We start from the raw sequence: 18,697 nt of genomic DNA on the forward strand, positions 1-18,697 counted from the left end.
GCCCCCGATGAACAGCGAGCCCGTCCTGATCGAGACGCGCGATGCACGCGGCGTCGCCACGCTGACGCTGAATCGGCCGCGGGCCTTCAACGCGCTGTCGGAGGAACTGATCGCCGAACTGCACGCGGCGGCCGGGCGCCTGCAGCGGGACGAGGGCCTGCGCGCCGTCGTGATCGCCGGCGCGGGCCGCGCCTTCTGTGCCGGCCACGACCTGCGGCAGATGCGCGCCACGCCGCGCGAGGCGTACTACCGGGACCTGTTCGCCCGCTGCAGCGCCATGATGCTGGCCCTGCACGCGCTGCCGGTGCCGGTGATCGCACGCGTGCACGGCATCGCCACCGCGGCCGGCTGCCAGCTGGTGGCGCTGTGCGACCTGGCGGTGGCGTCGAGCGAGGCGCGCTTCGCCACCAGCGGCATCGACGTCGGCCTGTTCTGCGCCACGCCCAGCGTCACGCTGTCGCGCAACGTCGGCCGCAAGGCGGCCTTCGAGATGCTGGTGACGGGCGACTTCATCGGCGCCGAGACCGCACGTCAGCGCGGCCTGGTCAACCGCGTGGCCGCGCCTGACACCCTGGACGCGGAAGTCGAGGCGCTGCTGTCGCGCATCCTCGACAAGCCGCGCGTCGCGCTGGAGCTGGGCAAGGCGCTCTTCTACCGTCAGCTCGAAACCGGCCTGTCCGATGCGCTGGCCGACGCCAGCCGCACGATGGCCTGCAACATGGCGCACGAGACGGCGCTGGAAGGCGTGCAGGCTTTCATCGACAAGCGCCCACCCGCCTGGCGGGGCTGAGGCCGGCCTACCCGTGCAGCCGCGAATTGCGCGGCAGGTGCGCCATCAGGAACTCCATCTGGTCCGCCAGGATGCGGCGGTTGCGCAGGATGAAGTCTTCCCACAGGCTGGGCACGTAGGGCGTGTACAGCAGCGGCATGCCGGCCTGCTCGGGCGTGCGGCTGCTCTTGCGGTGGTTGCAGGGACGGCAGGCGGTGACGACGTTCATCCAGTGGTCCACCCCGTTCTGCGCGAAGGGCACGATGTGCTCGCGCGTGAGCTCTTCCTCGTGGAAGTGGCCGCCGCAATAGGCGCAGATGTTGCGGTCGCGGGCGAAGAGCTTGCTGTTGGTCAGGCCCGGGCGCAGGCTGAAGGGGCTGATGCGCGGCACGCCCTTGGTGCCGATGATGCTCGCCACCGCGATCTGCGACTGCGCCCCCGTGACGGCGTTGTGCCCGCCACGGAACAGGGCCACCTGGCCGCCGGCCTCCCAGCGCACTTCGTCCGCCGCGTAGTGGGTCACCGCCTGCTCCAGCGAGATCCACGACTGCGGCAGCCCCTGGGCCGACAGCTTCAACACCTTCACCACACAAGCCTCCTCTCGAAACAAGAAAAGAACCGACGGGAATGCATGCATCGCTCGGATCCGATGCAACGATCGCGCCACAATATAACGCGTTCATGACATTCCGGCTGCGAACGCCCGCCAGGCGTACGCGAGCCGCTATCAAAAAACAAGCATGCAGATATTCCGTGGCTTCCGTCATCCGGGCGTGGCGCCCGCCTGCGCCCTGACGATCGGCAACTTCGACGGCGTCCACCGCGGCCACCAGGCCATGCTGGCGCTGCTGAACACCGAGGCGCGCCATCGCGGCCTGCCCAGCTGCGTGCTCACCTTCGAGCCGCATCCGCGCGACTACTTCGCCGGCGTGACGAAGAAGCCCGAACTCGCGCCCGCGCGCATCGCCACCCTGCGCGACAAGCTGACGGAACTGGCCTCCAACGACGTCGCGCAGACCATCGTGCTGCCCTTCGACGCCGTGCTGGCCAGCCAGCCGCCGCAGCAGTTCATCCGCGACGTGCTGATCGAGGGCCTGGGCGCGCGCTACGTGCTGGTGGGCGACGACTTCCGCTTCGGCGCCAAGCGCGCAGGCGACTACGCCATGCTCGACGCAGCCGGCCAGGTGCACGGCTTCGACGTGGCAAGGATGAACAGCTACGAAGTCCAGAACCTGCGCGTGTCCAGCTCGGCCGTGCGCGAGGCGCTGGCCGAGGGCCGCATGGCGGACGCCGCCGCGCTGCTGGGCCGGCCCTACTCCATCTCGGGCCACGTGGTGCATGGGCGCAAGCTGGGTCGCGCGCTGGGCGCCAGCGCCCCGGGCGGCAGCGACGGCTTCCGCACCCTCAACCTGCGCTTCAAGCACTGGAAGCCGGCCGCCAGCGGCATCTTCGCCGTGCAGGTGCACGGGCTGGCCGAGCAGCCCCTGCCCGGCGTGGCCAACCTGGGCGTGCGGCCCTCGCTGGACGCCAACGACGTCAACGGCGGCCGGGTGCTGCTGGAGACGCACTGCCTGGAATGGCCCGCCGGCCTGGGCGAGGAAGGGGCCTACGGTAAAATCATCCGGGTGGACCTGCTGCACAAACTGCACGACGAGCTGCGCTACACGAGCCTGGAAGCCCTGACCGCGGGCATCGCCAAGGACCGCGACGACGCGCGCCGCTTCTTCGCGTCCACCCATGCCGAGACGCGGCGGCAGACCACCCGCGACCGAATTTAGCCCCCGCACGCCCGCGCCGTGCTGCCGCCCTTCGACAAGCTCAGGGCGGACGGCCCCTCTCCCCCGCCGACGCCCCGTGCCGTTCGGGCTGAGCCTGTCGAAGTCCCCTGTCCCGTCTTCCCATGTCTGACGCCGCTTCTTCTCCCACCGACTACCGCGCCACGCTGAACCTGCCCGACACGCCCTTCCCCATGCGCGGCGACCTGCCCAAGCGCGAGCCGGGCTGGGTGAAGCAGTGGAACGAGGAAGGCCTGTACCAGCGCCTGCGCGACGCGCGCTGCGGCCGGCCCAAGTTCATCCTGCACGACGGCCCGCCGTACGCCAACGGCCAGATCCACATGGGCCACGCGGTGAACAAGATCCTCAAGGACATGATCACCAAGGCACGCCAGCTCGAAGGCTTCGACGCGCTGTACGTGCCCGGCTGGGACTGCCACGGCCTGCCGATCGAGAACGCGATCGAGAAGAAACATGGCCGCAATCTCAGCCGCGACGACATGCAGGCGAAGAGCCGTGCCTATGCCACCGAGCAGATCGCGCAGCAGATGGTCGACTTCCAGCGCCTGGGCGTGCTGGGCGAATGGACGCACCCCTACAAGACGATGGACTTCGCCAACGAGGCGGGCGAGCTGCGCGCCTTCAAGAAGGTCATCGAGCGCGGCTTCGTCTACCGCGGCCTGAAGCCCGTGTACTGGTGCTTCGACTGCGGCTCCTCCCTGGCGGAGTTCGAGATCGAGTACGCCGACAAGAAGAGCCAGACGCTGGACGTGGCCTTCAAGGCCCACGAGCCGGCCAGGGTCGCGGCTGCCTTCGGGCTGAACAAGGCGCCGGCCAAGGACATCTTCGCCGTCATCTGGACCACCACCGCCTGGACCGTCCCGGCCAACCAGGCGCTCAACCTCAACCCCGACCTGAACTACGCGCTGGTCGACACCGAGCGCGGCCTGCTGATCGTGGCCGACTCGCTGGTCGAGATGTGCATGAACCGCTACGCGCTGGACGGCAAGGTGGTGGGCCTGGCGCCCGGCCGCGCGCTGGGCGGACTGGCATTCGAGCACCCGCTGTACGACGTGCACGAGGGCTACCGGCGCCTGTCGCCCGTGTACCTGGCCGACTACGCCACCGCCACCGACGGCACCGGCCTGGTCCACTCCTCGCCCGCCTACGGCCTGGACGACTTCAACTCCTGCGTGGCGCACGGCCTGGCCTACGACGACATCCTCAACCCGGTGCAGGGCAACGGCAGCTACGCGGCGGACTTCCCGCTGTTCGGCGGCCAGAACATCTGGAAGGCGGTACCGCACATCATCGAGGCACTGCGCGAGGCCGGCCGGCTGCTGGCCACCGAGACCATCACCCACAGCTACCCGCACTGCTGGCGCCACAAGACGCCGGTGATCTACCGCGCCGCGGCGCAGTGGTTCATCCGCATGGACGAGGGCGAGGGCGTGTTCACCAAGCCCGGCGAGAAGCCGGCCAGGACGCTGCGCCAGATGGCGCTGGAGGCCATCGAGCACACGGGCTTCTACCCGGAGAACGGCAAGGCCCGCCTGCACGACATGATCGCCCACCGGCCCGACTGGTGCATCTCGCGCCAGCGAAGCTGGGGGGTGCCGATCCCCTTCTTCCTGCACAAGGACTCGGGCGAGCTGCACCCGCGCACGATGGAGATCCTCGACCAGGCCGCCGACATCGTCGAGAAGGGCGGCATCGAGGCCTGGAGCCGCGTGACGGCCGAGGAGATCCTCGGCGCCGAGGACGCGCCGCACTACACCAAGAGCAGCGACATCCTGGAAGTGTGGTTCGACTCCGGCTCCACCTTCTTCCACGTGCTGCGCGGCACGCACCCCGCGGTGCACCACGACACCGGCCCCGAGGCCGACCTGTACCTGGAAGGCCACGATCAGCACCGCGGCTGGTTCCACAGCTCGCTGCTGCTGGCCTGCGCGCTGGAGGGCCGCGCGCCCTACCGCGGCCTGCTGACGCACGGCTTCACCGTCGACAGCCAGGGCCGCAAGATGAGCAAGTCGCTCGGCAACGGCATCGACCCGCAGGAGGTGACCAAGAAGCTGGGCGCCGAGATCATCCGCCTGTGGGTGGCTGCCAGCGACTACTCGGGCGACATCGCCGGCGACGACAAGATCCTGGCCCGCGTGGTGGACGCCTACCGCCGCATCCGCAACACGCTGCGCTTCCTCTTGGCCAACACCAGCGACTTCGACATCGGCAGGGACGCGGTGCCGCTTTCGGAGCTGTTCGAGATCGACCGCTGGGCGCTCTCGCGCGCGGCCGAGTTCCAGCAGGAGGTGCTGGCGCACTACAAGGTCTACGAGTTCCACCCGGTGGTCGCCAAACTGCAGGTCTTCTGCTCGGAAGACCTGGGCGCCTTCTACCTCGACGTGCTGAAGGACCGCCTCTACACCACGCAGCCCGGCTCGCTGGCCCGCCGCAGCGCGCAGACGGCGCTGTGGCACATCACCCAGGCCATGCTGCGCTGGATGGCGCCCTTCCTCAGCTTCACCGCCGAGGAGGCGTGGAAGTTTGCCGGCACCTCCGAGTCCATCTTCATGGAGACCTTCTGCGACCTCGGCACGGCCGACGAAGGGCTGCTGGCCAAGTGGGCCCGCATCCGCGAGATCCGCGACGCCGTGAACAAGGAGATCGAGGCGGTGCGCGCCGAGGGCGGCGTGGGCTCCTCGCTGCAGGCCAACGTGCAGCTGACGGCCGCACCGGAAGACCACGCGCTGCTGGCCGCGCTGGGCGAGGACCTGAAGTTCGTCTTCATCGCCTCCGTGGTCGAGCTGCTGCCCGGCGAGGCGCTGGCGATCCGCGTCACGCCCAGCCCCGACACCAAGTGCGAGCGCTGCTGGCACTGGCGCGCCGACGTCGGCAGCGACGACGCGCACCCGACGATCTGCGGCCGCTGCGTCGCCAACCTGTACGGCGCCGGCGAGGCGCGCAGCCGCGCATGATGGCCGCCGCCCCCGCCCCTGGCGCGTCGCCCCTGGCCCGCGCCGGCATCTGGCCCTGGCTGGCGCTGGCGCTCGTGATCTTCATCGCCGACCAGTGGACCAAGGTGCTGATCCTGGGCCACTACCGGCTGGGCGACTACACGCCGGTCACCGGCTTCTTCAACATCGTGCGGGCCCACAACACCGGCGCGGCCTTCTCCTTCCTGGCCGGCGCCTCGGGCTGGCAGCGCTGGCTGTTCACCGCCATCGGCGTGGGCGCGGGCGTGTTCATCATCTGGATGCTGGTGAAGCACCGCGGCCAGGCCCTGTTCAGCTTCGCGATGGCCTGCATCCTCGGCGGCGCGGTGGGCAACGTGGTGGACCGGCTGATGCACGGCTACGTGGTGGACTTCCTGGACTTCCACTGGGCCGGCCGCCACTTCCCGGCCTTCAACCTGGCCGACAGCGCCATCACGCTGGGCGCCGTCTGCCTGATCCTGGACGAGCTGCGCCGCATGCGGCGCGGCGCAGCCTAGGGCTCACAGCACCCGGCGGCGCACCTGCGTCACCACCACCTCGGCGATCACCACGACCGCGAAGATCGCCAGCAGCACCATCGCCACGCGGTCCCACTGGAACAGGTTCATCGCCGAGTCCAGCGCCATGCCGATGCCGCCGGCGCCGACCAGGCCGAGCACGGCCGATTCGCGCACATTGATGTCCCAGCGCAGCAGCACGATCGAGGCGAAGGCCGGTTTCACCTGCGGCCAGTAGCCGTACCAGATGCGGGCGAGCCAGCCCGCGCCCGCGGCCTCCAGCGCCTCGATGGGGCCGCGCGGCGTCTGCTCGATCGCTTCGCCCAGCAGCTTGCCGACGAAGCCGATCGAGCGGAAGCCGATGGCCAGCGTGCCGGCCAGCGGCCCCGGCCCGAACACGGCCACGAAGAGCAGCGCCCACACCAGCGAGTTGACGGAGCGCGAGGTGACCAGCGCGATGCGCGCCAGCAGGTTCACCGCGCGGTTGCGCGTGAGGTTGCCCGCCACCAGCAGCGCCAGCGGCACCGCCAGCAGGATCGACAGCAGCGTGCCCAGCGAGGCGATGTGCAGCGTCTCCATCAGCGCCTGGTGGATGCCTTGCGGGTAGTACGCCGTGTCCGGCGGCCACATGCGCACCAGCAGGTCGGCCATCTGGACATGGGCGTCGAGCAGGAACTCGGGAATGATCTCGATGGTGCGCACCGATTGCACCACCGCCGCCACCAGCACCAGCCAGACGAAGAAGCGAACGGTGCGCTGCACCGGCGTGTAGCGCTGCCAGATGCGCGGTGCACCGGCCGGGGCCGCGCGGCCGTCCGGCATCGCGGGAGACAGGGCGTCAGACATCGAGCGCTTTCTTGAGGGCGTTGGTGCCGATCTCCGCGGCGACGATGATCGCCACGATGGTCGCCAGGATGGTGAACACGAAGCCATAGTCGAAGCGCTGGAAGGCCGAGAACAGCGCGCCGCCGATGCCGCCCGCGCCCACGATGCCGACCATCGTCGAGTTGCGCAGGTTGGAGTCGAGCTGGTAGGTGGCGAAGCCGACGAAGCGCGAGAACACCTGCGGCAGCACGCCGAACGCGATCACGTTCATGAACGAGGCGCCGGTGGCGCGCACCGCCTCCACCTGCTTGGGCGAGATCTCCTCGATCGCTTCGGAGAACAGCTTGCCGATGAAGCCGATCGAGGCCACCGTCAGCGCCAGCACGCCCGCCAGCGCGCCGAAGCCCACCGCCTTGACGAAGATGATGGCCACGATCACCGGGTGCAGCGAGCGGCACACGGCGACGATGAAGCGGGCGATCCACGTCACCCATGCGGGCATCAGGTTGCGCGCCCCGAGAAAGCCGACCGGCAGGCTCAGCGCGATGCCCAGCGCGGTCGCCAGCACGGCGATCTGCAGGCTCTCGACGATGCCCTTGCCGAGAATGTCCCACTTGTCCAGGTCGGGCGGGAACATCTTGCCGATGAGCCGGGCGCCGTGGCCCAGCCCCTCGCTGAAGCGCTGCCAGGAGAAGTCCAGTTGCGACAGCGCGTAGAGCGTGTACAGCGCCAGCAGCACGCCCGCCGCGCGCACGCCGGCGCTGGCGCGGAACGGCGCGCCCGTGCGCGCGGGCGGCAGCGGCGGCGAGGCAGGCGCGCTCATTGCAGCCAGTCCTCGCCGCCGTAGATGGTCTTCAGCATGGTCTCGTCCAGCCCGGCGCCGTCGCCGTCGTAGACCACATGCCCGCCCGACATGCCGATGATGCGGTCGGAGAAGCGCCGCGCCAGGTCCACGTCGTGGATGTTGACCACCACCGGGATGCCCCGCGCCCGCCCCTGCTCGCGCAGCAGCGTCATGATCTCCACCGAGGTCTTCGGGTCCAGCGACGAGGTCGGCTCGTCGGCCAGCAGCACGCGCGGCTGCTGCATCAGCGCCCGTGCGATGCCCACGCGCTGGCGCTGGCCGCCGGACAGCGCGTCGGCGCGCTGATGGGCGAAGGCGCCCAGGCCCACCGTGTCGAGCAATTCGTAGGCGCGGTCGATGTCGGCCTGCGGAAACCGGCGGCGCCAGGCCGCCCACGCGCCGACGTAGCCCAGGCGGCCGGTCAGCAGGTTCTCCATCACGGTCAGGCGCTCGACCAGGTTGTATTCCTGGAACACCATGCCGATGTGGCGGCGCTGGGCGCGCAGGGCGGCGCCGCGCAGCACCGACATGTCGACCCGCTCGCCGTCGTGCTGGAGCCAGATCGATCCCGCGGTCGGGTCGATCAGGCGGTTGATGCAGCGCAGGAGCGTGGACTTGCCGGTGCCCGAGGGCCCGATGACCGAGGTGAGCCCGGTGCCGGCGATCTCCAGGCTGATGCCCTTGAGCACCGGCTGGCCCGGCTTGTAGGCCTTGACCAGGTCGCGGATCTCCAGGGCGCCGGTGGTCGGCGTGGCACTCACTTCTTCTGCTTCGCGGATTCGCGCTCGTAGGCAGCGCGGTTGAACTTCTCGCCGGCCGAGTCGGCCACGTCGCGCACGATGGCGAACTCCTTCTGGTAGGTGATCGGGAAGAAGCGATCCGCGCCGTCGAAGGCCTTCTGCATCTCCGGCGTGAAGCGGTAGTCGTAGAAGCACTTGAGCATCTTGTCGCGGAAGGCCGGCTCCAGGTCGTGCGCATAGGCGAAGGACGAGGTCGGGAACTTGGTGCTGCGGTAGATCACGCGGAAGTCGTCTTCCTTGATCTCGCCGCGATGCGCCATGCGCTCGAACACGTCCGAGGCGACGGCCGCGGCGTCGTAGTCGCCCGAGCGCACGCCCAGCACCGACTGGTCGTGCTTGCCCGAGAAGATGACCTTGTAGTCCTTGTCGGGCGTCAGGCCCTCCTTGGGGAACAGGGCCACCGGCGCCATGTGGCCGGAGTTGGACGAGGGCGAGGTGTGGGCCAGCTTCTTGCCCTTGAGGTCGGCCAGCTTCTGGTAGGGGCTGTCCTTCTTCACCACCACGATCAGGTTGTAGCCCTGGAAGCGATCGGCGTAGCCCTTGACGGCGAAGGGCACCGCGCCGGCGATGTTGACGGCGAAGGCCGTCGGCCCGGTGGAAAAGCCCGCCACGTGCAGGCGGCCCGCGCGCATGGCCTCGATCTCGGCCGCGTTGGACTGCACCTGGAAGAACACCACGCGCTTGGCGGTGCACTGCGCCAGGTGGTCGGTGAAGGGCTTGAAGATCTTCTCGTACACCGCCGGGTCTTCCACCGGCGTGTAGGTGAACACCAGCGTGTTGGGGTTCTTCAGCTTGCCCGCGTCGGTGGGCGTGTCGGCCACCAGGTCCTTGTTGGCGTCGCAGTACTGGGTGTCGAGGTCGCCCCGGTTCGGGCAATTGTCCTGGGCCAGCGCGGCGGTGCCCGCCAGCAGCCCCAGCAGGCCGAGCAGGCCGCCCAGGGCCGCGGTCGTCAGTGGTCGCATGCGTATGTCTCCTTGCAGATGGACGGGTCGGCTGACCCGGCAGCGGCGACTCTAGGGCGTGGCCGGCATGGCCGGCCGGCCCGGCTTTCGGGCGGCTGTCTGCCGGCTTTCAGTTCGCTTGCAGAAAGAGGGCGGGCTTTCCCGGATGCAAGGCCGGGCGGGACGCGGCGCCCGTATGCTCGACGCGCATGAAGATCCTGCTCGTCGAGGACGACTTCGACCTCTCCGGCGCGCTCACCCGCGCGCTGGCGCGGCGCGGCTTCGACGTCCATTGCACCGGCGACGGGCTGGAAGCCCTCGGCCTGGCGCGCCACCACGCATTCGACGCCATCGTGCTGGACTGGTCGATTCCCGGCATCGACGGGCTGCGCGTGCTGCAGCGCCTGCGCGGCGGCGGCGACGGCACGCCGGTGCTCATCCTCACCGCGCGCGGCGCCGTCAGCGACCGCGTGGTCGGACTGAACAGCGGCGCCGACGACTACCTGGCCAAGCCCTTCGATCTGGACGAGCTGGAAGCGCGGCTGCATGCCATCGCGCGCCGGCGCAGCGCGGGCGACGAGGTGGTCTGCGGCCGCCTGCGCTTCGACCGGGGCACCCAGACCCTGTTCCGCGAAGAGCGCCCGCTGGACCTGTCGCCGCGCGAAGGGGCGCTGCTGCGTGCGCTGATGGCGCGGCCCGGGCACGGCGTGACCAAGGAGCGCCTGCTGGCCATGGTGTTCGGCGCCGGCGAGACGGTGCAGCCCGACGCCATCGAGGTCATCGTGCACCGCCTGCGGCGCAAGATCGCCGGCAGCGGCGCCGAGATCATGACCCTGCGCGGCGTGGGCTACCTGCTGTGCGAGGCGGCGGCCCCGCAGGCTGCGCCGTGACCCCGGCCGCGCCGCGCCAGGACGCTCCGGCACGCAAGCCGGCCGGCAAGCTGCGCACCTATCTGCTGCTGTGGACGCTGCTGCCGATCGCCGCCTTCATGCTGATGGACACGGCCACCCTGTACCGCAGCACGCGCGCCGCGACCGACCGCGCCAACGACCGCCTGCTGGAAGCCACCGCGCGCCAGATCGGCGACCGCATCCACGTGGAGCGCAACCAGCTGTCGATCACCGTGCCGCTGGCCATGATCGAGGCGCTGGAAGGCGCCGGCGGCAGCCGCATGTACTGGCGTGTGCTCGATTTCGAGGGCCGCCAGCTCGCGGGCGACGATGCGCTGCCGCTGCCGCCCGCAGGCACCCGCGGCCCCGGCCTGCAGGCCCACTACACCGCCACGGTGAACGCCCAGCCGGTGCGCGCCTTCGCGCTGCAGCAGCCGATCGAGATGTCGCAGGGACGGGGCGTGGTGCGCATCCTGGTGGCCGAGACGCTGGAGGCACGCCACCAGCAGCACGCCGCGCTGCTGCGCGGCATGCTGGCCCGCCAGGTGGTGCTGATGCTGCTGATCGCCACCGTCGTCGGCGTGGTGGTCCACCGCGGCCTGCGGCCGCTGCGCGCGCTGCGGCGCGAACTGCATGCGCGCCCGGCCGACGACACCGCACCCCTGAACGCGCGCGGGCCGGAAGAACTGCTGCCGGTGATCGAGGAACTCAACGCGCTCTTCGCCCGCCAGCACGGCGTGCTGGAGCAGCAGCGCCGCTTCGTGGCCGACGCATCGCACCAGTTGCGCACCCCGATCACCGTGCTCAAGACACAGCTGCAGTCGGCGCTGCGCGAACCGGCGCCCGATGCCGGCGTGCTGGCCGAACTCTCGCGCACGGTCGACCGCATGGCGCACCTGGCCAACCAGCTTCTGAACAAGGCACGCCTGGAACACGCCGGCGAGCCGGCAGAGGCCCACCCGCTGGACCTGGGCGGGGTGGTGCGCGAGGCGGTGCTCGAACTCTCCCCGCTGATCGCCGCGCGCCACCTGGACTTCGCGCTGGAGGAGGCCGCGCCGGTCACGGTGCGGGGCCAGCCGTGGCTGGCCACCGAGCTGGTGAGCAACCTGCTGTCGAACGCGATCCGCCATACCCCCGAGGACGGCAAGCTGGGCGTGCGCCTGGACCAGGCCGACGGCCACGCGCGCATGACCGTGTGGGACAGCGGCCCCGGCATCACCGAGGACGCGCGCGCCTGGCTGTTCCGCCCCTTCGCGCCGGCCGGGACGGTGCGCGGCGCCGGCCTGGGGCTGGCGATCTGCCTGGACATCGCCAAGGCCCTGCAGGGCAGGATCGAACTGGTCAACCGCCTGGCGCCCGATGGCCGCGTGGCGGGCCTGGACGCCATCGTCTGCTGGGAGCAGGCGCCGCAACGGGGCGTATAGTCCCCCGCTTCCATGAAGCATCTGTTGAATCTGCTGGCGGCCATCGCGCTGCTGGTATGGGGCACCCATCTCGTTCGCACCGGTGTGCTGCGGGTGTTCGGCGGCAACCTCCGGCGCTTCCTGCAGCACAGCCTGGCCAACCGCTTCTCGTCCGCCCTGGCCGGCATCGGCGTGACGGCGCTGGTGCAGTCGAGCACCGCCACCTCGCTGATGACCTCGTCCTTCGTCGGCCAGGGCCTGGTCACGCTGCCGGCGGCGCTGGCCGTGATGCGCGGCGCCGACATCGGCACGGCGCTGATGTCGGTGCTGTTCTCCACCGACCTGTCGTGGCTGTCGCCGCTGTTCATCTTCACCGGCGTGGTGTTCTCCATCACGCGGCCGGCCAGCGCGGCCGGACGCTTCGGCCGCGTGCTGATCGGCCTGGGGCTGATGCTGCTGGCGCTGCAGCTCGTGGTGGCGGCCACCGGGCCGCTGTTCGAGGGCGAGGCGATGCGCGCCATCATCGCCTCCATCACCAGCGACGTGCTGCTGGAGATCACCGTCGGCGCCGCGCTGGCGGTGGTGGCGTACTCCAGCCTGGCGGTGGTGCTGCTGGTAGCGGCCATGGCCAGCTCGGCCGTGGTGCCGCTGGACGTGGCGCTGGGCCTGGTGCTGGGCGCCAACCTGGGCAGCGGCCTGCTGGCGGTGCTGACCACGGCCAAGTCCAGCGTCGCGGTGCGGCAGGTCACGGTGGGCAACCTGCTGTTCAAGGTGCTGGGCGTGGCGATCGCGGCCCCCTTCATCGGCCTGTGGCTGCAGTACGTGCGGCCGCACGTGGGCGGCGCCACGCAGCTGGTGGTGCTGTTCCACCTGGCCTTCAACGTGCTGGCGAGCATCGCCTTCATCGGGCTGACGACGCCGGTGGCGCGGCTGGTCACCCGGCTGCTGCCGGCGCCGCCGCAGTCGCCGGTCAGCACGCGGCCGCAGCACCTGGACCCGTCCGCCCTGTCCACGCCCACGCTGGCCATCTCCAACGCCGCGCGCGAGGCGCTGCACCAGGCCGACGTGGTGGAGAGCATGCTGATCGGCATGCTCACCGTCATCCGCACCAACGACCTGCGGCTGGCCGAGGAGCTGCGCAAGATGGACGACACGGTCGACCAGCTCTACTCCGACATCAAGTACTACCTGACCAAGATCTCGCGCGAGGCGCTGGGCGAGGAAGAGAGCAAGCGCTGGACGGACATCATCAGCTTCACCATCAACATGGAGCAGGTGGCCGACATCATCGAGCGCGTGATCACCGACATCGAGGACAAGAAGATCAAGCCGCAGCGCAACTTCTCGGAGGCCGGCATGGCCGAGATCGTGGAGCTGCACGAGCGCCTGGTGGCCAACCTGCGGCTGGGCATGAGCGTGTTCCTCAACGGCAACGTGCGCGACGCGCAGAAGCTGCTGGAGGAGAAGGCGCGCTTCCGCGACCTGGAGCGCGCCTACGCCAACACCCACCTGGAGCGGCTGATGGACCGCACCACGCCCAGCATGGAGACGAGTTCGCTGCACATCGACCTGATCAGCGACCTCAAGCGCATCAACTCGCACATCTGCTCGATCGCCTACCCGATCCTCGACTCGGCCGGCGCGCTGGCGCCCAGCCGGCTGCGCGAGTCGCGGCTGACGCCGCTGGAGGAGCGTTGAGCGCCGGGCGCTGAGCCGCCGGCGTCCGGCGGCAGAATCGGCGGCATGCCCGCCGCCCCACCCTCCACCGCCGACGCGCTCGGCAACCCCGTCCACGTCCGCGACGCCGCCAGCCTGGCGCTGGTGGACGACTTCGTCATGGGCTTCCTCTCGTGCGAGGCCCGCGCCGCCCGGCTGGTGCTCGAGCCGAGCGGCGACGACAGCCCGCTGGTGCAGGCCTACGCCGCCACGCTGCACATGTTCGCGGAGTCGCGCGAGGCCGCGGCCAACGCACGGCCCTTCATCGAGCGCGCGCAGGCCGGCGCCCGCCACGCCACGCCGCGCGAGCAGCGCTACATCGCCGCCGTCGCCGCCTGGGTGGCGGGCGACCTGGCGCGCGCCATCACGCTGCACGAGGAGCAGGCGCGCGAGTTCCCGCGCGACCTGGTGTCTGTCAAGCTCGGCCAGTACCACTGCTTCAACCTGGGCGACTGCCCCGGCATGCTGCGCCTGGCACTGGCCGCGCGGCCGCACGCGGCCGACGTGCCCTACCTGCATGGCATGCTGGCCTTCGGCTACGAGCAATGCCACCTGATGCGCGAGGCCGAGGCCAGTGCGTTGCACGCCATCGCCATGTGCCGCAAGGAGCCGTGGGCGCACCACGCGCTGGCGCACGTGATGCTGACCGAAGGGCGCCTGTCCGAAGGGCTGGCCTTCATGGAGGAGATGAGCGCGACCTGGACCGGCCTGAACTCCTTCATGGTCACGCACAACTGGTGGCACCTGGCGCTGTTCCTGATCGACCTGGGCCGCGGCGGCGAGGCGCTGGCGGTGCACGACGCGCACTGCTGGGGTGTGGAGCCCGACTACTCGCAGGACCAGATCGGCGCCGTCTCGCTGCTGGCGCGGCTGGAGATGGCCGGCGTCGACGTCGGCGACCGCTGGCAGGCGGTGGCCGAACGTATGGCCGGGCGCACGCGCGACCACGTGCTGCCCTTCCTGGACCTGCAGTACCTCTACGGCCTGGCCCGCGCCGGGCGGCCCGAGGCCGATGCGCTGCTGGCGAACATCGAGGCCCATGCGCCCCGGGCGCCCGAGGCCGGCCGCGCCGCCTGGCAGCGCGTGTGCGTGCCGGCGGCGCACGGTCTCGTGGCGCACGCGCGCGGCGACATGGCCGGCGCCGCCGAGGGGCTGGGGCAGGCACTGCCGCGCATGGTCGAGATCGGCGGCAGCCACGCGCAGCGCGACCTGTTCGGGCAGATCTGGCTCGACGCGCTGATGCGCCAGCGCACGCCCGCCGCCCTGCGCACCGCGCAGGACGTGCTGCAGCAGCAGTGCAACGGCCAGCCCGAATCGCGGCGGCTGGCGCGGCAGGTGGCCGGCGTGTATGCGGCGCTCGGGCTGCCTTCGGTGGTGTCATGAGCCCCCGCCCGGCCGTTCCGAAGGGGGCTCGCACCGGAGCCGCAGGCGAAGGTACGCCAGTCCGTCCGGCCATGCGCCGCCGTCACATCTTTCCCGCGATCGCCGCATTGGCCTGGCTCGCCGGCTGCGGCCGGCGGCGCGGCCAGGCGGCCATCCTGCCGGCAAGCGCGTCGGTGCTGGCGCTGGGCGACAGCCTCACCGCGGGCTATGGCGCCCCGGACGGCGCCGACTGGCCCGCGCAACTGGCGCGGCTGACCGGCTGGGAACTGCACAACGAGGGCGTCAACGGCGACACCGCCGAAGGCGCGCTGGCGCGGCTGGAGCCGCTGCTCGCGGCGCAGCGCTTCGATGCGGTGCTGGTCGGCATCGGCGGCAACGACATGCTGCGCGGCGTGCCGGCGCAGTCCACGCGGACGGCCATCGCCGAGCTGCTGCGCCAGGCCAAGGCCCACACGCCGCATGTGGCGCTGATCGCCACACCGGCGCCCGACGCGATGCGCGCCGCCGTCGGCGTCCTCGCGGATGCGCCCTTCTACGCCGAGCTGGCCCGCGAGGCGCAGGTGCAGTTGCTGGCCGGCGTGTACGCGGGCGTGCTGTCGGACGCCGCGCTGCGCTCCGACCGCATCCACGCCAATGCCCAGGGCTACGCCCGCATCGCGGAGGAGATCGCCGCGCAACTGCGCGAGGCCGGCTGGCGGTGAGCAACGACGAGGTGCCGCCGCCTGTGGCCGGCGATCTGGCCGCGGCCCGAGCGCGTTTCGCCGCCTGGCAGACACGGGCCGCGGCGGCCGGCGTCGCCCTGCGCCCGCCGCCGCCCGAGCCCGCCACCTGCTGCGGCCGCGGCTGCAACGGCTGCGTGTGGGAGGGCTTCTACGCCGCCGCGGCGTGGTGGTGCGAGGACGCGCAAGCCGCCCTCGCGCGCTGACGTCAGTCGCGCTTCAGGTGCCGGGACTGGTCGTAGCTGGGCTGCGGCCCCAGCCCCGTGAGGTGCGCGGTGTCGGCCCAGTCGAGGATCTCCACCGCCTCGGGCCGTGCCGGATCGGCGATGCGCACGCGGTTGACGCCGGCGTTGGGGATCTCGCTGCGGCGCGGGCCGTCCAGGCCCAGGCTGCGCGCGGTGCGCCAGACCATGTCCAGCACGCCGCCGTGCGTCACGACCAGCACCACCCGGCCGGCATGCTGCCCGGCGATGCCGCCCAGCGCCGCCATCACCCGCGCATGGAATTCGCGGGTGGACTCGCCGCCCGGCAGCGCGCGGTCGGCCTGGAAGGCCAGCCAGTCCTCCCAGGCGCGCGGGTGGCGCGCCTGGATCTCCTCGGCACGCAGCCCCTCGCCGACGCCGAAGTTCTGCTCGCGCAGGTCGATGGTGGTGCGCACCGGCAGGCCGAGCTGCTGCGCCGCCGGCGCGGCGGTCTGCTGCGTGCGCAGCAGGTCGCTGCAGGCGATGTGGTGGACGGTCTCGCCGGCCAGGCGCAGGCCGAGCCGGCGCGCCTGCTCGTGGCCGGTGTCGTTGAGGGGGACGTCGATGTGGCCCTGGAAGCGCAGCTCGCGGTTCCAGTCGGTCTCGCCGTGGCGGATGAGGATGAGGTCGGTGGGCATGGAACGGCCTGCATTGTCCACCGCCCGCGGCGTCATGGCTGGCGCTGCAGCGCCTCCAGCCGCGCCAGCGGCAACCGCGTCACGGCCTCGCGCACACGGTCGATGCCCAGGTGGTCGCCGCGGCCCTCGACGAGGATGCCGTTGCGCAGGATGACGGCGTACTCCGACCGGTGGCCGTCGGTGGCGTAGTCCTCGCGCACGGTGCGCCCGTCCTGCGGATAGACCTTCTCCACCTTGCCGTCGGCCTGCCGGTCCAGCGTGGTGCCGCCCCAGGCGGCCGCTGACATGAGCGAGGCCAACCCGCCCGTGTCGCTGATCAGCAGCTCGATGCGCTCGTCGCCGGCGCGGTAGCGGGCCCGCGCCTGCGAGTGGCCCACGCCGGCCACCGCCTGCGAGCGCGCCTCGATCGATTCGCGCGCCAGGGCACCGAGCGATTCGGGCAGCATCGCCCTGAGCTGCTGCGGATCGATGGGCGGCAGCGCGGCGCCCGCGGCCGCCTGCTGCGCCGACTGCTCCATCCGGCTGGCGGCCTCGGCCATGCGCCGGGCCGCCTCCTCCATCTGCGCGCCGTCGATGCGCAGCTCGCCGCCCGGGGTCTGGATGGTCACCGCTGCGTTCCCGTCCGCGCCCGCCACGCGCAGCGCCGGCGGCGCCAGCAGCGAGATCACCGCACCTACAGCCAGCGCGGCCGCCACGCTGCATGCCGCCAGCACCGCGGTGTAACCGGCGGCCTTCTCCGGTGGGCACCCCATCAGCACCGGCGCGCCAAGCCAGACCAGATAGAACGAATACAGCGCCGCCAGCACACCCAGCAGCGACAGCGCCGGGACGATGTTGAACAGGCCAGCCACGAAGGCAGCAGTGCTCGCATAGCCCACCAGCTTGAGCGCCTGCCAGCGGCTACGCCGGCCGCCGAAAGTTGGTGCCAGCACATCGGCCAGCAGCGCCAAGCCGAACAACATCGCCAGCGTCAGCACATAGCTCGCTGCGGCAGACAGGAGGCCGGTCGCCCAGGGCACGCGGTAGCGCACGCCGAAGGCGCTCACACCCACCAGCGACAGGCCGATGAAGCCGGCCAGCGCCGGCAGCGCGGCCAGCACGGCGAGGTAGCGGCGGTAGAGGCCGGCGGCATCGCCGGCCTCGGTGTCGATGACGGGCCAGGTGCTGCGCGGACGCAGCAGGATGTCCTGGACTCGCTGGACGATGGCGTTCACGGAGGCGCTCCCTTTTTCCTGTGCAGATGGACCTGGGCAGGCAGTGTAGGAGCACGCCCGCGCGGGCCGATGCCAGAATGCGCCGATGCCTTCCCCTCGTCTCGTCTTCCTTCCCGGCCTGGCCTGCGACGCGCGGCTGTGGGAGGCGCAACTGCCCGCCGTGCCGGCCGCGCTGCGGCCGATGGTGTCCGACGCGCACATGCGCCATGCCTCGCTGCCCGCCATGGCGGCCGCGATGCTGGAGGAGACGGAAGGGCCGCTGCTGCTGTGCGGCGCCTCCATGGGCGGCATGGTCGCGATGGAGGCGGCGCGCCAGGCGCCTGGGCGCATCGCCGGGCTCGCGCTGCTGGGCACCAACGCCGCGCCGGAAACGCCCGAGACCTATCAATTGCGCGCCGACGCCATCGAGCTGTTCGAGCGCGGCGACGTGCGCGACGTGATCGAGCCGAACATCGTGTTCGCCTTCCATCCGGCGCAGGCGGCGCGGCCGGAGCTGACGGGCCGCTACCTGCAGATGATCCTGGACGCCGGCGCCGGGCAGCTGATCCGCCAGAACCGCGCCCTGATGGAGCGGCCCGACGCCCGCGTCCACCTGGGCCGGCTGCGCTGCCCGGTGCTGGTGCTGTGCGGCGACACCGACCGCCTCACGCCGCCGGCCGCCTCGCGCGAGATCGCCGCGCTGCTGCCGCAGGCCGAGCTGCACTGGCTGCGCGAGTGCGGCCACATGCTGACCATGGAGCGGCCGGCCGAGGTGAACGCGCTGCTGGGCGAGTGGCTGCGGCGCGTGGCGCCGGCCTGAGGTTCAGGGCGGCTCGATCCGCTGCTGCGGCCCCTGGACGGGGCTGCCCAGCCGGCGCAGCGCCGCCATGCCGGCCACGAGCGCCGATGAATAGCTGTCGAAGCTGTCCTCGGCCTCGACCAGGCGGACGTAGGTGGGAAAGGGGCCGATGTCGCCCGATCCCTCCATCAGCCGCCAGATGAAGCGGCCGCCCGGCGCCTGGCGCACCGTCAGCGCAATGTCGCGCAAGCCCATCGATTTCTCCCTGAC

General features: G+C 71.3%; 19 protein-coding genes. 11 read left to right on the forward strand and 8 right to left on the reverse strand.

Annotated features, from left to right (window positions below):
* Positions 1-7 precede the first annotated feature (7 nt).
* Positions 8-790 (forward strand): enoyl-CoA hydratase, encoded by a 783-nt coding sequence (locus Q392_RS11720; protein WP_038206876.1) that lies wholly within the window; start codon positions 8-10, stop codon positions 788-790.
* 7 nt (positions 791-797) lie between these two features.
* On the opposite strand, the gene Q392_RS11725 is transcribed toward Q392_RS11720, so the two are convergent.
* Positions 798-1,355 (reverse strand): HNH endonuclease, encoded by a 558-nt coding sequence (locus Q392_RS11725; RefSeq protein ID WP_038207032.1) that lies wholly within the window; start codon positions 1,353-1,355, stop codon positions 798-800.
* A 154-nt stretch (positions 1,356-1,509) separates the two neighbouring features.
* On the opposite strand from Q392_RS11725, the gene Q392_RS11730 reads away from it, so the two are divergent.
* The 3 genes from Q392_RS11730 (at position 1,510) to lspA (ending at position 6,034) form a co-directional block, all read left to right on the forward strand.
* A complete protein-coding gene (locus Q392_RS11730) occupies positions 1,510-2,547 on the forward strand; it encodes a bifunctional riboflavin kinase/FAD synthetase (RefSeq protein WP_038206879.1) in 1,038 nt (345 codons plus the stop codon).
* A gap of 122 nt (positions 2,548-2,669) precedes the next feature.
* Positions 2,670-5,519, forward strand: coding sequence for an isoleucine--tRNA ligase (gene ileS / locus Q392_RS11735; protein ID WP_038206882.1), 2,850 nt, complete (start codon positions 2,670-2,672; stop codon positions 5,517-5,519).
* On the forward strand, positions 5,519-6,034 hold the full coding sequence (lspA, locus tag Q392_RS11740; protein WP_038207035.1) for a signal peptidase II: 516 nt from the start codon (positions 5,519-5,521) through the stop codon (positions 6,032-6,034). The genes ileS and lspA overlap by 1 nt, the downstream gene beginning before the upstream one ends.
* A gap of 3 nt (positions 6,035-6,037) precedes the next feature.
* On the opposite strand, the gene phnE (Q392_RS11745) is transcribed toward lspA, so the two are convergent.
* Genes phnE (Q392_RS11745) through phnD form a run of 4 tightly spaced genes read right to left on the reverse strand, consistent with a single transcriptional unit; the run spans position 6,038 to position 9,465 of the window.
* Complete coding sequence (gene phnE / locus Q392_RS11745) at positions 6,038-6,880, reverse strand: phosphonate ABC transporter, permease protein PhnE (RefSeq protein ID WP_051953304.1); 843 nt, start codon at positions 6,878-6,880, stop codon at positions 6,038-6,040.
* Complete coding sequence (gene phnE, locus Q392_RS11750; RefSeq protein WP_038206887.1) at positions 6,873-7,682, reverse strand: phosphonate ABC transporter, permease protein PhnE; 810 nt, start codon at positions 7,680-7,682, stop codon at positions 6,873-6,875. Before phnE (Q392_RS11750) ends, phnE (Q392_RS11745) begins: the two co-directional genes overlap by 8 nt.
* Entirely contained in the window at positions 7,679-8,464 is a 786-nt protein-coding gene (gene phnC / locus Q392_RS11755) for a phosphonate ABC transporter ATP-binding protein (protein ID WP_038206890.1), read from the reverse strand. The genes phnE (Q392_RS11750) and phnC overlap by 4 nt, the downstream gene beginning before the upstream one ends.
* Positions 8,461-9,465, reverse strand: a complete 1,005-nt coding sequence (gene phnD, locus Q392_RS11760) for a phosphate/phosphite/phosphonate ABC transporter substrate-binding protein (RefSeq protein ID WP_051953307.1) — start codon at positions 9,463-9,465, stop codon at positions 8,461-8,463. Before phnD ends, phnC begins: the two co-directional genes overlap by 4 nt.
* A gap of 188 nt (positions 9,466-9,653) precedes the next feature.
* On the opposite strand from phnD, the gene Q392_RS11765 reads away from it, so the two are divergent.
* From Q392_RS11765 to Q392_RS11790, 6 genes are all read left to right on the forward strand, one after another.
* Positions 9,654-10,334 (forward strand): response regulator transcription factor, encoded by a 681-nt coding sequence (locus tag Q392_RS11765; RefSeq protein WP_038206892.1) that lies wholly within the window; start codon positions 9,654-9,656, stop codon positions 10,332-10,334.
* On the forward strand, positions 10,331-11,758 hold the full coding sequence (locus Q392_RS11770) for a sensor histidine kinase (protein WP_157007934.1): 1,428 nt from the start codon (positions 10,331-10,333) through the stop codon (positions 11,756-11,758). Before Q392_RS11765 ends, Q392_RS11770 begins: the two co-directional genes overlap by 4 nt.
* Positions 11,759-11,770: 12 nt before the next feature.
* Entirely contained in the window at positions 11,771-13,435 is a 1,665-nt protein-coding gene (locus tag Q392_RS11775) for a Na/Pi cotransporter family protein (RefSeq protein ID WP_038206895.1), read from the forward strand.
* 45 nt (positions 13,436-13,480) lie between these two features.
* The gene (locus Q392_RS11780; RefSeq protein WP_038206898.1) at positions 13,481-14,836 is read left to right on the forward strand and encodes a tetratricopeptide repeat protein; all 1,356 of its coding nucleotides are present in this window, start codon (positions 13,481-13,483) and stop codon (positions 14,834-14,836) included.
* 71 nt (positions 14,837-14,907) lie between these two features.
* A complete protein-coding gene (locus Q392_RS11785) occupies positions 14,908-15,537 on the forward strand; it encodes a GDSL-type esterase/lipase family protein (RefSeq protein ID WP_038206901.1) in 630 nt (209 codons plus the stop codon).
* Entirely contained in the window at positions 15,534-15,761 is a 228-nt protein-coding gene (locus Q392_RS11790) for an oxidoreductase-like domain-containing protein (protein ID WP_425425178.1), read from the forward strand. The genes Q392_RS11785 and Q392_RS11790 overlap by 4 nt, the downstream gene beginning before the upstream one ends.
* 2 nt (positions 15,762-15,763) lie before the next feature.
* Here Q392_RS11790 and Q392_RS11795 read toward each other — a convergent pair whose 3' ends face one another.
* Complete coding sequence (locus Q392_RS11795; RefSeq protein WP_038206905.1) at positions 15,764-16,435, reverse strand: histidine phosphatase family protein; 672 nt, start codon at positions 16,433-16,435, stop codon at positions 15,764-15,766.
* Between the two features lie 32 nt (positions 16,436-16,467).
* Positions 16,468-17,649 carry a Yip1 family protein gene (locus Q392_RS11800; protein WP_169748301.1) on the reverse strand — a complete coding sequence of 394 codons (1,182 nt, stop codon included), beginning with the start codon at positions 17,647-17,649 and terminating at the stop codon, positions 16,468-16,470.
* A gap of 85 nt (positions 17,650-17,734) precedes the next feature.
* Here Q392_RS11800 and Q392_RS11805 point away from each other — a divergent pair, with 85 nt between their 5' ends.
* Complete coding sequence (locus tag Q392_RS11805) at positions 17,735-18,448, forward strand: alpha/beta fold hydrolase (protein ID WP_038206908.1); 714 nt, start codon at positions 17,735-17,737, stop codon at positions 18,446-18,448.
* Between the two features lie 3 nt (positions 18,449-18,451).
* Here the strand turns inward: Q392_RS11805 and Q392_RS11810 are convergent, their stop codons facing one another.
* Positions 18,452-18,682 (reverse strand): hypothetical protein, encoded by a 231-nt coding sequence (locus Q392_RS11810; protein WP_051953311.1) that lies wholly within the window; start codon positions 18,680-18,682, stop codon positions 18,452-18,454.
* Positions 18,683-18,697: the final 15 nt, after the last annotated feature.

Source organism: Xenophilus azovorans DSM 13620, from assembly GCF_000745855.1.
GTDB lineage: Bacteria > Pseudomonadota > Gammaproteobacteria > Burkholderiales > Burkholderiaceae_C > Xenophilus > Xenophilus azovorans.

What these genes read in the sequence shown, in the direction of transcription:
- Q392_RS11720 (WP_038206876.1), top strand. Translation starts at nt 8, where the DNA reads ATGAACAGCGAGCCCGTCCTGATCGAGACGCGCGATGCACGCGGCGTC.
- Q392_RS11730 (WP_038206879.1), top strand. Translation starts at nt 1,510, where the DNA reads ATGCAGATATTCCGTGGCTTCCGTCATCCGGGCGTGGCGCCCGCCTGC.
- ileS (WP_038206882.1), top strand. Translation starts at nt 2,670, where the DNA reads ATGTCTGACGCCGCTTCTTCTCCCACCGACTACCGCGCCACGCTGAAC.
- lspA (WP_038207035.1), top strand. Translation starts at nt 5,519, where the DNA reads ATGGCCGCCGCCCCCGCCCCTGGCGCGTCGCCCCTGGCCCGCGCCGGC.
- phnE (WP_051953304.1), bottom strand. Translation starts at nt 6,880, where the DNA reads ATGTCTGACGCCCTGTCTCCCGCGATGCCGGACGGCCGCGCGGCCCCG.
- phnE (WP_038206887.1), bottom strand. Translation starts at nt 7,682, where the DNA reads ATGAGCGCGCCTGCCTCGCCGCCGCTGCCGCCCGCGCGCACGGGCGCG.
- phnD (WP_051953307.1), bottom strand. Translation starts at nt 9,465, where the DNA reads ATGCGACCACTGACGACCGCGGCCCTGGGCGGCCTGCTCGGCCTGCTG.
- Q392_RS11765 (WP_038206892.1), top strand. Translation starts at nt 9,654, where the DNA reads ATGAAGATCCTGCTCGTCGAGGACGACTTCGACCTCTCCGGCGCGCTC.
- Q392_RS11775 (WP_038206895.1), top strand. Translation starts at nt 11,771, where the DNA reads ATGAAGCATCTGTTGAATCTGCTGGCGGCCATCGCGCTGCTGGTATGG.
- Q392_RS11780 (WP_038206898.1), top strand. Translation starts at nt 13,481, where the DNA reads ATGCCCGCCGCCCCACCCTCCACCGCCGACGCGCTCGGCAACCCCGTC.
- Q392_RS11785 (WP_038206901.1), top strand. Translation starts at nt 14,908, where the DNA reads ATGCGCCGCCGTCACATCTTTCCCGCGATCGCCGCATTGGCCTGGCTC.
- Q392_RS11795 (WP_038206905.1), bottom strand. Translation starts at nt 16,435, where the DNA reads ATGCCCACCGACCTCATCCTCATCCGCCACGGCGAGACCGACTGGAAC.
- Q392_RS11805 (WP_038206908.1), top strand. Translation starts at nt 17,735, where the DNA reads ATGCCTTCCCCTCGTCTCGTCTTCCTTCCCGGCCTGGCCTGCGACGCG.
- Q392_RS11810 (WP_051953311.1), bottom strand. Translation starts at nt 18,682, where the DNA reads ATGGGCTTGCGCGACATTGCGCTGACGGTGCGCCAGGCGCCGGGCGGC.